Raw genomic sequence first — 15515 nt, forward strand, 5'->3', positions numbered from 1 at the left:
GTGCTTGTAATTAAAGTTTCGCCAAAAAAGCAAATGAGTTGCTAAATTACCTCAACTAGCATCATTTTTTTAATGATTTGTTCTACTACAAAGAAAGCTAACATAACAATTTATAGACTGTTTTTTTACAAATATATGTAAGATGTATCATTATTTCAATGATTTCACATTAAATGAAATCATTGTTTTTGGAGAGGAGGAAGCAGTAATTATTTAACAAAGATAGGAGCTTAATTTTATATTCCAAGGAATAAAAGAGTTTATATTCATTTAAAAAACAACATTCATATGATTATAGAGTTTTTATAAAAAATACTCTGAGGGCACTTTTGTGGAAAGCTGAGAAAAGACTAAGGTCTTTAATTCTTTCAACCGGAGACTAATATGCCAGTGTAGGAAAAGTGAAATGTAACGCAATCAATGCTTTTATTTTAAAACTGCTTTCGCGTGAAGTGTTTATTTATTTCAAGGGGTGAAAAAATGAGTCAACGTAAAAAAGTATTTCTTGCAGGTCCATTTAAAAGTCTTGTTAATCCAAAAACGGGGGTAATGGATCATTATGAAAAGCAAAAGCTGGTAAAGCTCATCACTTTTTTTGAGGAGAAAGGATTTGCTGTTCATAATGCCCATAAGCGTGAGGAATGGGGAAAAGACTTTATGACGCCTGATGAATGTACAGCAATTGATTTTGAAGAAATTCGTACCTGTGATCTTTTTGTCGCCTTTCCAGGAACTCCGCCTTCTCCGGGTACCCATATTGAAATTGGCTGGGCATCCGCTCTACAGAAACCGATCATTTTGCTATTAGAAGAAGGAGAAGACTATGCTTTTTTGATCCAAGGCCTTGGAACTGTGGCTAATGTAACTTTTATCTATTTTCAAAAAGAAAAAGATTATTTAGATAAACTTGAACAATTGCACTTGCAATTTAAATGGGGGATGAAATAAATGCGATTTAACAACTTCCATGAGGCGTATATAGAAACGCTTGATGATGTATATCACAAGCCACAATTTTACAATGCGCCACGTGGAAATAAAAGTCGTGAGAAACTAAATTACCACTTAACTATTCAAAATCCGATAGAACGAGTTTGCTATTTACCTAGCCGAAAAACAAATATTGTTTTTAACTTTGCTGAAGTTTTATGGTATTTATCAGGTGACAACAGCCTTGATTTTATTGGCTATTATAATAAGAAAATGCACGAGTATTCCATGAATGGAAAAACATTAACAGGTACAGCATATGGACCGAAAATTTTTGAGTTTGGTAATGCCAAAATAAATCAATGGAGCCAAATCAAAGAGTTATTGATAAATAAAGATCCCGATTCCAAAAGAGCGTTTATACAGATTTTTGATGCAACAGAGCTTGTAATAGAAAATAACATGGATATTTCTTGTACATTAGGTTTGCAGTTTTTTGTAAGAGAAGGCAAATTGTATCTGACATCATATATGCGTGCAAATGATGCGTTTCGTGGAATAGTAAGTGATATTTTTTCCTTTACATTTATTCAAGAATTAATGGCAAGAGAACTCGATTTAGAAATAGGAGAATTTTTTCACAATGTTGGTTCTATCCACATTTATCAGCCTGATGACAATTGGACTGAGAAAGTGCTTCAAGAAGCTAATTCTATATCAAAGCATAAGAAAGCAATGTATGAGTTTCCTAAAATGCCATGTGTAAATAACTGGTCTTTCATAGAGCATGTATTAAAATATGAAGCCTTGTTAAGAAAAGACCAAATAAGTATGACCAGCAGTGAAGTCGAACAGCTGGACCTACCCGAATATTGGAAACAGGTTTTATTACTTTTTAGCTTGTACCAATATATAGCCTATAAAAGACCAATTGATTTTTCTCTATACCATCATTTGTGGCCGGTTTACCAGCATTTAGTAGATAACAAGTGGCCCCTTATCCGGCAAAGTAAGTAAATAAATTAATTATAATGATAGCGAGGTATGAGTATGAAGACTTCTTTTAAAAAAGAAACAATTGCTAATAAATTTGAGGCTTATAATGATATACTTGAACAAACATTAGGGTTTCGGTTTGTTTTTCAAACATTTCTATCAAACCCAAAGATAACAAGTGTACTTGACTATGGGTGTGGTCCAGGAAAAGTCTCGTATAGATTGGCTAAAAAAACGGGTGTCCATGTTTTGGCTGTGGACGAGTCTAAAGAAATGATTAACATTGCATCTAAAAAGCGAAACCATCCAAATATAAAATATCATCTAATAAAAAATGACAACCTTTCCTTTCTCGAAGATAATTCAGTAGATGGGGCTATGGCATGTTACGTATTTATTAATACCGAAAAAAAAGAACAAATTTTAAGGATTATGAAGGAGATTTACCGGGTTTTAACACCCCATTCTCCCTTTGTTATATTAGATACCAACCCTGACTCTACAGGAATCGAGTTTTCAACGTTTCGAAATGGTATAAAAGGAAAAAAATACATGAGTGGTGAATCACGGCAAGAATGGTTATATATAAAACACCAAGAGGATCTTATATTACATGATTTCCATTGGCCGAAGACAGTGTACGAGAAGCTTTTGAATGAAGCGGGCTTTCAAAAAATAGAACAATTAGAACCGACGTTGAAAGATATCCCTGAAGAAGAATTAAAAATGATTCAAGAAAAGCATCATGATCATCATTGGAAAAATGAATGGGAATTTCCTCCCTTTATTATATATAAATCTATTAAACCAATGGAGTAGTAGTGAAATTATTTACTTTTTCTATTAGAATGGTTAATAACTAAATTCTACTAACTGTTCTAAGGAGGGGGAAATAATGGCAGTAGCTGATGAGTTTGATGTATTTTTATTTGATTTGGATGGGGTTATTTATATAGGTTCTGAGCCACTTTACGGCGCAATGGAATCGCTTAAGCAGCTTCGAAAAGCAAAGAAGGGAATTCGATTCTTGACTAATGATCCATGTACGACAAGAGAAAAAACGGTAAGGAAATTAACTAGTCTGGGGATAGAAGCAAGCGAAAAGGAAGTAATCACATCTTCCTGGTTAACAGCACAATATTTAGAAAGTGAAAACATAAAATCTGCACTTGTTTTGGGTGATGAAAATTTAAGATGGGAATGCAAACAGGTTGGCATTTATACAGAAACTCAAACAGATGTGGAAGCAGTTGTGATCGGATGGAACAATGATCTTTCCTTTTATGATATTCAAAAAGCTGCAGGATTTATTCATAGAGGTGCAAAATTTATTGCAACCAATCCAGATAGAACATTCCCTACGCCGAATGGACCTTTGCCAGCGGTCGGAGCTATTGTAGAAGCAATTCGGGTGTCGACTGATAAAAGACCATTTATTGTTGGAAAACCATACCCATATATGTTTAAAAAAGCGCTTGAGGATTTTGATGTTTCGTTAAAAGCTGTTATGGTCGGCGATAATCCTTATACGGATATTTTAGGTGCGCATCAGGCAGGGATACCAGCTATTTTAGTATCAAATCAACATGTTAAAGCATTTCCATCAGCAAAAGATTTTCGTAATCCAGATGCTACGATATCGAATTTAAAAGGTCTTTTTGATCCAAGCATCGCTATGAAAAAATGGACCTCTCCAGCCTTTGCTTGGCCTGAGACGATCAAAGCTGGTGTAGCAGGAGTCATTTTTAATAACGACCAGCGTGTGCTATTGATGAAACGAGCAGACAATGGGCTATGGGGAATTCCGTGTGGACATGTCGAACCAGGAGAAACGGTGGAAGAAGCGATCATCAGAGAGGTTCGTGAAGAAACAGGGTTAATAGTTAAAGTAAATCGACTAATAGGTGTTTATTCTGATCCCGAGTTGCAAGTTTTTTCATATCCTAATGGAAAAGTGAGTCAATTTATTACGAATTGCTTTGAATGTGAAGTAATTGGAGGGAATTTAGTTAGGGAAAATGAAGAAACTTTAGATGTCAGTTACTTTGATATAAACCATTTACCAGACGACCTCCTTCGTATGCATCCAAAGTGGATTAAAGATGCCATCATAGAACAAAATGTTTCATATATTCGATAGTTTATCTTGTGAAAATATAAAATGAAACGCGAATATTTTTAATCATAGTAAAAAACTCATACAAATATATGACGTTCATTCTAAGAGATTACCTTTAACACGTTGCTCTATTATTTTTTGGGGGCTTTCATTTGAAGGCTGTGCCGTTTGGCAATTGTTGCCAAGCGGTTTTATTATATCTTTCTATTATAGTTCCTCTCGCTAGCTCGCATTTATAATATCTTTGAATTCAAAAAAACAAGAAGGTGCAATAATCAACTGTTTACAAAACAAAAAAATCTATATTTACAGGTGCTCATCTGTTCAATTTCAAAGTAAAGGAATAAACTAAACTACAATAAATGTTCATTAGTAAATGGAGCACCTACTAGAACCATACAAAGAAGTTAACGAAAAGGCTTATATTAAACGCATTTGAGAAAAAGTATTAACAGTCAATGGTTTTAACCACCTTTGATAACTAGTAGTTGCTCCCTGGAAATACTCCCAAAGCTTCTTTGCTATTTCTTCATTTTGTTCAGCTCTGAATAAGAGATAAAATCCATACTGATCCCAACACTAGAAATTGGAATAAGTGGTGTTCTATATCAGGTGATCTTCAAAGGAAACAGTTTAATGGTATAATAGAAAGTGGGCGTCAAGTAATATTCCTTGAAACAGGGGGTGCATGAACAGTGTAATTCAGAAAATTCATTAGAAAAACTTGGCTTGTGTCAAGTCTTTTTGGCGAAAGCTATCGTTTTTCTTATACGATGAACTATAAGTTTTATATTTTCCTATAGTATAAAAAAGCGACGGCGACTATTTTATTTTTTTAACATCCAAAACTAAATAGAAAGAGGTTATCAATTAACAAAAAAGGTGGAAGATTAATGATGAAAATAGCAATTTTAGGTGCAGGCCATGCAGGATGTGCAGTAGCAGGAGATTTATCGATCAAAGGTCATGACATTACACTAATTAAAACTTCTAACTCTATGCATAATGAAAACTTTAACTACCTATTGAAAAACAATGGAAAAATTGCATTAAGGGAAAATGGAGAAACAAAAACGACAAGGATAAATAAGGTAACAAAAGACTTATCAGAACTAGCAAAAGTAGATATTATCATTGTTTATATTCAGACGTCTTATCATGAAGATTTAATACTCAAAATAAGGAACCATATTCGAGATGACCAGATTATTCTTTTTAATCCTGGATACTTTTCTACAGCTTATATGCTTAAACATGGCATTAACCATAATATAACGATTGTAGAAGCTCAAAGCTCATTTATTGACTGTCGTATTATCGAACCTGGGGTTATCAAAGTGGGTTTTAGAAATGTGAGAAATCCTCTAGGTGTATATCCAAATAAGAATTTATCCACTGCACGAAAGAAACTGGATAAATTGGGGTATCCGTTTGAATATTTATCATCTGTTGTTGAGGCAGCTTTGCATAACCCTAATTTAATTGTCCATACAGTAGGCGCAATAATGAGTATCCCACGTATTGAAAAAACAAAAGGGGATTATGTAATGTATTATGAAGTCTTTACCCCTAGTGTTTGGAATATTCTAGAAAAATTAGATGAGGAAAAAATGAATGTATTAGAAAAGCTTGGATTTGATAAAATTTCATATGTTGAGGCATGTAAGTATCGTAATACATTAGATGCTACCTTAGATGCGAAGGAAGTATTTTTTAAGTATGCAACAATGCCAAAAAGGGCGAAAGGGCCAGTTTCTGTAAGATCTAGATATATCACAGAGGATGTTCCTCAAGGTCTGGTAATGCTCGAATCCATAGCGAAACAGTTGAATATAAAAACCCCAGTTTGTACTGCGTTAATAGAAGTAGCTTCAGCAGCTTTAGACATGGATATGCGTAAAGGTGGCAGAACTCCTGGATGTTTAGGAAGGGAAAATATAAGAAATATATTAGAAGATAGAAAGCAGAAAGTAGCCAATAAATAGACGAGTTGTTTTTAGATGATCGATTAAATTCTCACAAAATATTGTATTTCAAGAGTAAATGCCAAGGTAGAATAGAATCACAGTTGCAGCTACAGGATTTGTCGGATTGTCAAATGCTGTTTTTATTTGCATAGCATAGTATATAATTGCCTATACCTTCAAGAAAAAAGATATGATCAACTATCAAAAACTTCTATTGTCTGTCTATCTGGATATGGAAGGGGTAGTAAAAATTTATGAGCTGTAGTAAATAGTGAAGAAATTTACAAAGTTTAAATGGAAACGATCCAAAGTTACGAAGCTACGTATTATATTATAGTAAGAGAGTGACTTGGAATATAAATATAAAATCAGTATATATGAGATTCAGTTTAGCAATTAAATTTATCATATTTCATTGTTAAATACAGTATGTAACTATTTTGCCACATTTATTTTTGGAGGAATATGTAAATAACCATCTTTACTAGCCTCACAAATAGATACTCCGATTCCTATGTTGATCATATCGTTTCCCCCCTTTTTTTTCTATATTTTCGATATCCCAAGTTACCAAAAAAGACAAGTGCTTTAAATTAATTTATTCTTTAACTTTATACGTAACAAGTTTACTATCTGAATAATTGCCTTTCCATTGGCTCATTCCTCGTACTCTGGAAAAGGTTACAGGAGGTAGTTCTAAAAAACTAAACAAGAATATGTTTGAACAGATTGGACCTATCTAAACCTACAAAAGGAACTCTATATCAAGCTCAACTTATAATTTCTAAAGAATTTAGCAGTCATTTTTATCTTTGCCAACGCTGCTTTAGCCAGCCCAACTTATCTTGACCAAAAGATACTATGATGAGAAGATTGATTGAATTTAATACATAATTTTAGGGATGAAGGTAAAGTGCGCCAAATTAGATGAAGAAATGTTGAAAATAGACAGATTGGGATCACAGAAAATGTTGGCTCACCTTGGTCTGTCCAAATTGATTATGTGGTAGTGCTTAAGTATAAGCCGAGGATTACGGTAGGATATTGTGAAGGTGCTGATACAACCAGTTGGAAAAAATGGGTGTGATATAAAAGGATTGAACAGTCACTTTACAGTATCCATAAGAAAGACACAAATGATTTTTTGGTCATAGCTTAAATTCCTAATCAATGACCTGAAAATAGCACTAGCAAAAAGGAAACCAATTCATAATGCTGTATCGTATTTCTTTGTTGTCCTGATTCTCCAACTCTTATGTAAAACTCTCAAAAAATAACCACGTAGAAAAATGTACGGGTATACTTATTGCAGCTCAACACGTTGCCATTTCAAGCTTTACCGTCAAGGATTATTATACAATTCGTACGGTGAGTAAAAGTACGTATAATATTTATTCTAAAAATGGTGAAAATGGTTATGTAACGCTTATACATTATAAAAGCAAACAGAAGACTTCATGTAATGAATTTCATAGTGAAACTATTCCATTTTTTGCTTCTTGTTATTGTTTCATTATGAATTAATATAGTTTACAAGGCAGTTAAAATTCACAAGGAGGACAACACCAATGAATATCATACAAAAGACAGAAGCTGCGATAAAAAAGGCGCTAGGTCAGTCTATTTTACGAGCCAAATTAGTGGATCAAGAGTCCGATACTCCGCCAATTCTGTTGGAAAAACCGAGTAATGAACAGCATGGGGATTACGCTACAAATATCGCTATGCAGCTAACTAAAGTAGCTAAACAGCCCCCAAGAGAAATAGCTCAGGCTATTATCGATCATTTGGATTTGCAAGGTACACATATTCGTAAAATGGAAATTGCCGGGCCTGGATTTATCAATATCTTTATGGACAGTGATTATTTAAGCCCATTGCTCCCTCATGTTTTGCAAACGCGAGAAGATTATGGTAAGCATCCAAAAAAAGGTATGCGAATTCAAGTAGAGTTCGTTTCTGCCAATCCGACTGGAGATCTTCATTTAGGACATGCGCGTGGTGCAAGTTATGGGGATGCGCTCTGTAACGTATTAGAAGCAGCTGGATATGAGGTAGAGCGTGAGTATTATATTAATGATGCCGGAAATCAAATTCATAATTTAGCTCTGTCTGTAGAAGCACGTTATATGCAAGCATTAGGACTAGAAGCAGAGATGCCGGAAGATGGCTATTACGGACAGGATATTATTCAGATAGGGGAAGAATTGGCTACTGAAGAAGGCGATACGTGGCTCCATCAATCGAAGGAAGAACGTTTAGCGTATTTTCGCCAATATGGATTAGAGTATGAATTGAAAAAGATTGAAAACGATTTGCAACGATTTCGAGTCAAATTTGATAACTGGTTTTCGGAAATATCTTTATATAAGGAAGGAAAAGTAAATCAGGCCTTGGATAAAATGCGCAAATCCGGTGAAATATACGAAAAAGACGGCGCAACCTGGTTTCGGACAACAAAATATGGGGACGATAAAGACAGAGTTGTGATTAAATCAGATGGCAGTTATACGTACTTAGCTTCGGATATCGCATATCATAACGATAAGCTAGAGCGGGGTTTTGATAAGCTGATTAATGTTTGGGGAGCCGATCACCATGGGTATGTTCCGCGGATGGAGGCAGCGATTCAAGCGTTAGGGTATCCGAAAGATACATTAGAAACAGCCATTATTCAGATGGTGAACCTATTTGAAGATGGAGAAAGAGTGAAAATGAGTAAGCGATCCGGAAAGGCATTAACGCTTCGTCAATTAATGGAAGAAGTCGGGGTAGATGCGATGCGCTATATGATGAATACACGTTCCTGTGACACGCATTTGGATTTTGATATTAACCTTGCACGTTCACAATCAAACGAAAACCCTGTTTACTATGTACAGTACGCACATGCACGGATTTGTACACTATTAAATAAAGCAAAAGTAGCGGGGTATTCTTATACGGAGTACGATGCTTCCCTGTTACAGTATTCTAGTGAGAAGGGATTATTAAAGATGTTAGGAGAATTTCCACAGCTTGTGTTAGATGCAGCAGAGAAACGAATACCGCACAAAATAACGCAATATGCTTTTGACTTAGCTTCCGCATTACACAGTTTCTATAACGCAGAAAAAGTGTTGGATGAAACACAATTAGCCTTAACAAAGGCTCGTTTGGCATTGTTGGAAGCTGTTAAAATAACGATTGACAATGCGCTCCGTCTAATTGGTGTGCATGCTCCAGAACAAATGTAAAACGTAAAGATTAAAAACCGCCTTAGTTGTGAAAAGTTCACCAACTAAGACGGTTTTTTTGTGTCTAAATTTAGGTAACAAAATAGCCTCTATAATGTAAAAGAAAAAGAAAGTTATTGAATTAAGGTAGATGGTAAAAAAATACACCATTTTTTCGAAGGATATTTTTTATTCTATTTACCCTAATTACCATTTGTTATAAATAAAAGCAAGAAAATAATCGTGTATGATTTAACAAATCCCTTTATAAACAATGAATAACTGTTTGTGATCTGTTTATACTAACACCAAGACAAACCATGTATTTAAGTCGTACAGGAGTGCATGGGATTTAATTGTTGACAAGTTTAGATTTTAATGATGAAAATTAGTTTTTTTATGATATGAGGAGGTATTTAAATGAAGCAACCATTACATGTTACGTCGGAAATTGGTGAGCTGAAATCCGTATTGTTACATCGTCCAGGTAAAGAAATTGAAAATTTAACCCCTGATTATTTAGAGCATTTGTTATTCGATGATATCCCACATTTACCAATGATGCAAAAAGAGCATGATTATTTTGCAGCGACGTTACAAAATAGAGGAATTGAAGTGTTATATTTATCGAATTTAATGACGGAAGCGCTTCATACAGAAGAGTTAAAAAGGCAATTTGTTATGGATGTATTGAAGGAATCTAATATCCATGGCGGTGGTTCTCAAAAAGTAGCTGATTATTTATTATCCTTTGATACAGAAGAGATGGTAAAAAAAGTGATGGCAGGTGTACGAAAATCAGAAATACCGTTGGAGAATAGAAAGCATCTATATGAATTGTTAGATAATCATTATCCATTTTATTTAGATCCAATGCCTAATCTTTATTTCACCCGAGATCCAGCAGCAACGATAGGAAATGGTTTAACCATTAATACAATGAGGGAAGTTGCCAGGAGACGAGAATCTCTGTTTATGAGTTATATCATCCGTCATCATCCAAGATATGCGGAGTCTGATATACCTATTTGGTTGGATCGAGATTACCCTTGTCCGATAGAAGGCGGTGATGAGCTAGTTTTAAGTAAAGATACAATTGCAGTTGGAATAAGTGCAAGAACAGCAGCAAAGGCAATAGAACAACTAGCGATTAATATTTTTAAACGACAAACAGATATAAAACGCGTCGTTGCTGTGGAGATCCCAAAATCAAGAGCGTTTATGCATTTAGATACGGTATTTACGATGGTTGATTTCGATAAATTTACCATTCATCCTGAAATACAGAATAAAGATGGAGAAATGGACATTTATATTCTGGAAAAAGGAGAAGAAGAAGATACTGTAAAAATAACGCATAAAACGAATTTGTTGGAAACATTAAAAGAAGTATTAGGGCTAAAGGATGTGACTTTAATTCCATGTGGTGGCGGAGATGTCATTGCTGCACCGAGAGAACAATGGAATGATGGTTCCAACACATTGGCCATTGCTCCTGGTGTAGTTGTCACATATGACCGCAACTATGTGTCTAATAAATTGCTTCGTGAACATGGTATTGAAGTAATTGAAGTAATTAGCTCCGAATTATCCAGAGGTCGTGGCGGCCCCCGTTGCATGAGTATGCCTTTATCAAGAAAAGATATAGGAGCGGATAGTTAAAAATAATGTGTTAAGTGCTTTCATAGCCGTGTATATCCTCATAAAGCTGTACCATTCAAGAAATCACTGCTAGTGAACATTCAGATCCTTGGCATACTAGTGAAGAATTACAACAAGGATGTGTACGTGGATAATCTTTTTTATGGAATATAAAAACTATACGTGAATGGGTACTTAACCAACAAGTGATTACCATCATTTAGAATAAAATAACAAAAATTAGGAGGATGGAAATGGGAACAAAATTAACGGATCAATTAACAGGCAGACATTTTTTGACCTTAAAAGATTTTACAGAAGACGAAATAAATTATTTGCTTGATTTAGCAGCCGACTTAAAAGAAAAGAAAAAAGCAGGCATTCCGCATCACTATATGAAAGGGCAAAATATTGCCTTATTATTTGAAAAGCCATCAACTAGAACGCGATGTGCTTTTACAGTGGCTTGTATTGATTTAGGGGCTCATCCAGAGTATCTCGGAAAAAACGATATTCAATTTGGTAAGAAAGAGTCGGTTCGTGATACGGCGATTGTATTAGGAAGAATGTTTGACGGCATAGAATTCCGTGGATTTGATCAGGAAACCGTAAATGGTTTAGCGGAACATTCAGGTGTACCAGTTTGGAATGGTTTGACAAATGAATTTCATCCAACACAAATTCTTGCTGATTTATTAACCATTAAAGAACATCTTGGACATTTAAAAGGAGTTAAGTTCGTTTACGTTGGTGATGGCAGAAATAATATGGGTAACAGCTTATTAATAGGTGGAGCAAAAGTTGGGATGGACGTTCGGATCTGTTCTCCAGAAGTGTTATTTCCTGACCAAGATATAGTCACTTACGCGGAGGAAGTGGCTAAAGATTCTGGAGCAAAAATTACGATTACTTCTGATATTGATGAAGCTGTTTCTGGTGCAGAAGTCATCTATACAGATGTTTGGGTATCCATGGGGGAGGAGGATAAATTCAAGGAACGCATTGATTTACTTTATCCTTATCAAGTAAATAAAGAAATGCTTGAAAAAACAGGTAATAAAGATGTGATGTTTCTCCATTGTTTACCAAGCTTTCATGATTTAAATACAGAGGTTGGACGAGATATATATGAAAAATTTGGTCTTAAAGAAATGGAAGTAACAGATGAAGTTTTTCAAAGTGAAAACTCATTTGTTTTTGACGAAGCAGAAAACAGGTTGCATACGATTAAAGCTGTGATGGCTGCAACCAATGGGACTGTAAACAGCTGAAGAAAGGAGGATTTACGAGAAGAGGAGGTGTAGAGAATGAGTGAAGACGAAAAAAAGCTGGGTCTAGTTGCGTTAATCGCACTTGTTGTTGGTTCCATGGTTGGCGGAGGAGCGTTTAACTTAGCAGGAGATATTGCGCTCGGATCGAATGCCGGATCTGCCATTATCGGCTGGATCATTACGGGAATCGGGATAGTTGCACTTGCCTTTGTCTTTCAAAATTTAACGATCAGAAAACCAGAGCTGGATAGTGGTATTTATAGCTATGCCAAAGCAGGTTTTGGGACATTCTTAGGATTTAATAGCGCTTGGGGGTATTGGTTATCTGCGTTTTTAGGGAATGTTGCTTATGCTACATTGGTATTTTCATCCATTGGCTACTTCTTCCCTGTGTTTGAAGGAGGACAAAATGTTGCTAGTATTATTGGAGCTTCCGTCGTTCTATGGTTAGTACATTATCTTGTCTTGCGTGGCGTCAGTTCCGCGGCACTAATTAACACAGTAGCAACGATTGCAAAAGTCATTCCAATTTTCTTGTTTATTATTATCGCGATCATTGCGTTCAAATGGGATACCTTTACATTTGATTTTTGGGGAAAGGGAGGTTTTACGTGGGAATCTGTCGGTGAACAAGTTAGAAGCATGATGCTAGTTACATTATGGGTATTTATTGGTATTGAAGGTGCGGTGGTTATGTCGGGAAGAGCAAGAAATCATTCTGATGTCGGGAAAGCTACTGTTATAGGCTTAATTAGTGTGCTTCTGATTTACATTTTAATCTCTTTATTATCTTTAGGGATTATGCCGAGAGAGGAACTAGCTAATTTGCCGAATCCTGCGATGGCATATGTATTAGAAGAAATTGTTGGACAGTGGGGAGCTGTTGTTATTAACCTTGGTCTTATCATCTCGGTTATGGGAGCATGGCTTGGGTGGACGATGTTTGCAGCAGAGCTACCTTATGTCACTGCCAAAGACAAGGTGTTTCCAAAGTGGTTAGCAAAAGAAAATAAGAATCATGCTCCAGTGAACTCTTTATGGCTAACTAATGGGCTCATCCAGTTATTTCTAATTACATTATTATTTTCAGAGGCTGCATATAACTTTATGTTTTCTTTAGCAACCTCAGCAATTCTAATTCCCTATATGCTATCTGCATTTTATCAAGTAAAACTGACAATGACAGGTGAAACATATCAATCAGGAGAGAAACGTACAAAGGAAAGAATAATCGGTTTTATTGCAAGCATTTATGCAATATGGCTTGTATATGCAGCCGGAATTAATTATTTACTCTTAACCATGCTGTTATATGCACCAGGGATCATCCTTTATAAATGGGCATTAAAAGAAAATGATATTCAAAAAAAGGATACGACGATAGAAAAAGCATTAATGATTTTGTTTGTTGTCTTAGCAGTAATTGCAATAGGTGGACTAATTACTGGAAGGATAACCATTTAACAAGAAAGGAAGCGAAAGAATGGGAAATGAACGAATTGTTATTGCTCTGGGTGGAAATGCGATCCAGTCTGGTAGTGCAACAGCTGAGGCACAACAGCAAGCATTAAACCATACCGCAGAACAATTGATTAAGATTATTAAACAAGGTTATCAAGTGGCTATTACACATGGGAATGGGCCTCAAGTTGGAAATATTTTATTACAACAAATTCAATCCCATAGTGAACAAACACCTGCTATGCCTTTAGATACATGTGGCGCTATGAGTCAAGGAATGATTGGTTATTGGTTGGAAAACGCCATAAATGATCAACTGCATGTAGCAGGCTTGGATAAACGAGTAGCTTCGATCATAACAAGGGTGGAGGTTAACCCTGATGATGAGGCTTTCAATAATCCAACAAAGCCAATTGGCCCGTTTTATTCAGAAAGGGAAGCAAAAGAACAGATGGAAAAAAACGGCGTTACATTCAAGGAAGACGCTGGAAGAGGTTGGAGAAGAGTTGTCCCTTCCCCACAGCCAGTAAAAATCCTGGAACATGAAGTAATTAAATCGTTAGTGGATAATGGAACGGTTGTGATCAGTACTGGAGGTGGTGGAATTCCAGTCTATCGAAAGGATAATAAGATTTTTGGCGTAGAAGCTGTCATTGATAAAGATTTTGCTTCAGAGAAACTAGGAGAGCTTATTCAAGCAGACACGCTTGTTATTTTAACTGAGGTGGAACATGTATATGTTAATTATCAAGCGGCTAATCAAACAACATTAGAACAGGTGACAACAGAAGAATTAAGAAAATACGCAGCTGAAGGTCAATTCGCTGCTGGTAGTATGCTGCCAAAAGTGGAGGCTGCAATTGCGTTTGTTGAATCGAATCCTGGTAGAAAATGTATTATCACTTCCTTGAACAAAGCAATGGAGGCTGTTAAAGAAAAAGCAGGAACGGTTATAAAAAATTAATAACAAATATGTGCTTTCATAAACGAGGGAGGGATTACATTTTGTATTGTATTCCTCTTTTGTTTGGATACTGGAGGGAAGTCTTATGAATAAAAAAGAACGCCAGGAAAAAATTCGTGAGCTTATACGGACAAACGAAATCCATACCCAAAAAGAATTATGGCGGTTATTAAAGGAACATGGGTATAACGTTACACCAACAACTATTTCAAGAGATATCCAAGAGATGCAGATAAGTAAAGAATGTTCACCAGATGGAGTAGAAAGGTACAGTTTATTCAATAATATAAAGGAAAATTCCGATCCCACAATCCAAAAGTTACAACAGTTTTTTTCTGAGACTATTCTATCAATTGAAGCAACAGGGATCTTTGTTATTATCAAGACAGATCCTGGGAACGCAGGAGCAATCGGTTATTTGATGGAATCTTTAGATTGGAAATCGGTAGTAGGTGTCATTAGTGGCGATGATAACTGCTTATTGCTATGTCGAACTAAACTCGAAGCAGAAGAAGTAAAAAAGAAGTGTATGACAATATGGAATAAAGACACCTCTTAAACGCATACTTGAAAAATCCGGCCATTAATGCTACAGGTTTTTTACATACGATTGGAGCAAGGCTAGAAGCAACGCCATATTAGTGAACAATTTTGCCTGTTCTTGTTCATTTCTTTATCTATCAATAGACCCACTTCGCCATTTTTTCTGTTCTTATCATAAACTAAGGGTATTTTCCTAAGTGTTTGATAGAAAACGTCCTCAAATGTCTTCATCTCTTTGATTTCACTGTAGGAAACTTTCGCCATAAAGACTTGGCGACAAGCCAAGTTATTCTAATCATTTCCTCATATCAACGATCGCCTTCTATATTGGCTTGGCAGTCTATTGTCCATCAAATTAAGTTATATCTATTGTGTCTTTATGGTCAAAAAGCCTCTTTCCTAATTTTA

Annotated in this window: 11 protein-coding genes; all 11 read left to right on the top strand. The window is 35.5% G+C overall.

Annotated features, from left to right (window positions below; genetic code table 11):
* Positions 1 to 480 precede the first annotated feature (480 nt).
* The 11 genes from JNUCC74_RS03850 to JNUCC74_RS03900 all read left to right on the top strand — a co-directional run bounded on the left by JNUCC74_RS03850 (position 481) and on the right by JNUCC74_RS03900 (position 15123).
* Positions 481 to 948: a nucleoside 2-deoxyribosyltransferase gene (locus JNUCC74_RS03850; RefSeq protein WP_454066977.1), complete on the top strand. Its 468-nt coding sequence runs from the start codon at positions 481 to 483 to the stop codon at positions 946 to 948.
* On the top strand, positions 949 to 1947 hold the full coding sequence (locus JNUCC74_RS03855) for a thymidylate synthase (RefSeq protein WP_454066978.1): 999 nt from the start codon (positions 949 to 951) through the stop codon (positions 1945 to 1947).
* A gap of 33 nt (positions 1948 to 1980) precedes the next feature.
* On the top strand, positions 1981 to 2745 hold the full coding sequence (locus JNUCC74_RS03860) for a class I SAM-dependent methyltransferase (protein WP_454066979.1): 765 nt from the start codon (positions 1981 to 1983) through the stop codon (positions 2743 to 2745).
* Positions 2746 to 2821: 76 nt separating this feature from the next.
* Positions 2822 to 4066, top strand: a complete 1245-nt coding sequence (locus tag JNUCC74_RS03865; RefSeq protein ID WP_454066980.1) for an HAD-IIA family hydrolase — start codon at positions 2822 to 2824, stop codon at positions 4064 to 4066.
* 872 nt (positions 4067 to 4938) lie between these two features.
* Entirely contained in the window at positions 4939 to 6030 is a 1092-nt protein-coding gene (locus JNUCC74_RS03870) for an NAD/NADP octopine/nopaline dehydrogenase family protein (protein ID WP_454066981.1), read from the top strand.
* A 1550-nt stretch (positions 6031 to 7580) separates the two neighbouring features.
* The gene (argS, locus tag JNUCC74_RS03875) at positions 7581 to 9248 is read left to right on the top strand and encodes an arginine--tRNA ligase (RefSeq protein ID WP_454066982.1); all 1668 of its coding nucleotides are present in this window, start codon (positions 7581 to 7583) and stop codon (positions 9246 to 9248) included.
* A 399-nt stretch (positions 9249 to 9647) separates the two neighbouring features.
* Positions 9648 to 10889: an arginine deiminase gene (gene arcA / locus JNUCC74_RS03880; RefSeq protein WP_454066983.1), complete on the top strand. Its 1242-nt coding sequence runs from the start codon at positions 9648 to 9650 to the stop codon at positions 10887 to 10889.
* A gap of 233 nt (positions 10890 to 11122) precedes the next feature.
* A complete protein-coding gene (gene argF, locus JNUCC74_RS03885; RefSeq protein ID WP_454066984.1) occupies positions 11123 to 12139 on the top strand; it encodes an ornithine carbamoyltransferase in 1017 nt (338 codons plus the stop codon).
* Positions 12140 to 12175: 36 nt separating this feature from the next.
* Positions 12176 to 13603, top strand: a complete 1428-nt coding sequence (arcD, locus tag JNUCC74_RS03890; protein ID WP_454066985.1) for an arginine-ornithine antiporter — start codon at positions 12176 to 12178, stop codon at positions 13601 to 13603.
* 19 nt (positions 13604 to 13622) lie between these two features.
* Positions 13623 to 14564, top strand: a complete 942-nt coding sequence (arcC, locus tag JNUCC74_RS03895; RefSeq protein ID WP_454066986.1) for a carbamate kinase — start codon at positions 13623 to 13625, stop codon at positions 14562 to 14564.
* A gap of 85 nt (positions 14565 to 14649) precedes the next feature.
* On the top strand, positions 14650 to 15123 hold the full coding sequence (locus JNUCC74_RS03900) for an arginine repressor (RefSeq protein WP_454066987.1): 474 nt from the start codon (positions 14650 to 14652) through the stop codon (positions 15121 to 15123).
* The last annotated feature ends 392 nt before the right edge of the window (positions 15124 to 15515 follow it).

The sequence above is a fragment of the Cerasibacillus sp. JNUCC 74 genome (assembly GCF_053667775.1).

Coding starts and splice junctions, on each gene's coding strand:
- arcA (WP_454066983.1), top strand. CDS start 9,648: ATGAAGCAACCATTACATGTTACGTCGGAAATTGGTGAGCTGAAATCC.
- arcD (WP_454066985.1), top strand. CDS start 12,176: ATGAGTGAAGACGAAAAAAAGCTGGGTCTAGTTGCGTTAATCGCACTT.
- JNUCC74_RS03850 (WP_454066977.1), top strand. CDS start 481: ATGAGTCAACGTAAAAAAGTATTTCTTGCAGGTCCATTTAAAAGTCTT.
- argS (WP_454066982.1), top strand. CDS start 7,581: ATGAATATCATACAAAAGACAGAAGCTGCGATAAAAAAGGCGCTAGGT.
- JNUCC74_RS03870 (WP_454066981.1), top strand. CDS start 4,939: ATGATGAAAATAGCAATTTTAGGTGCAGGCCATGCAGGATGTGCAGTA.
- JNUCC74_RS03900 (WP_454066987.1), top strand. CDS start 14,650: ATGAATAAAAAAGAACGCCAGGAAAAAATTCGTGAGCTTATACGGACA.
- JNUCC74_RS03865 (WP_454066980.1), top strand. CDS start 2,822: ATGGCAGTAGCTGATGAGTTTGATGTATTTTTATTTGATTTGGATGGG.
- argF (WP_454066984.1), top strand. CDS start 11,123: ATGGGAACAAAATTAACGGATCAATTAACAGGCAGACATTTTTTGACC.
- arcC (WP_454066986.1), top strand. CDS start 13,623: ATGGGAAATGAACGAATTGTTATTGCTCTGGGTGGAAATGCGATCCAG.
- JNUCC74_RS03855 (WP_454066978.1), top strand. CDS start 949: ATGCGATTTAACAACTTCCATGAGGCGTATATAGAAACGCTTGATGAT.
- JNUCC74_RS03860 (WP_454066979.1), top strand. CDS start 1,981: ATGAAGACTTCTTTTAAAAAAGAAACAATTGCTAATAAATTTGAGGCT.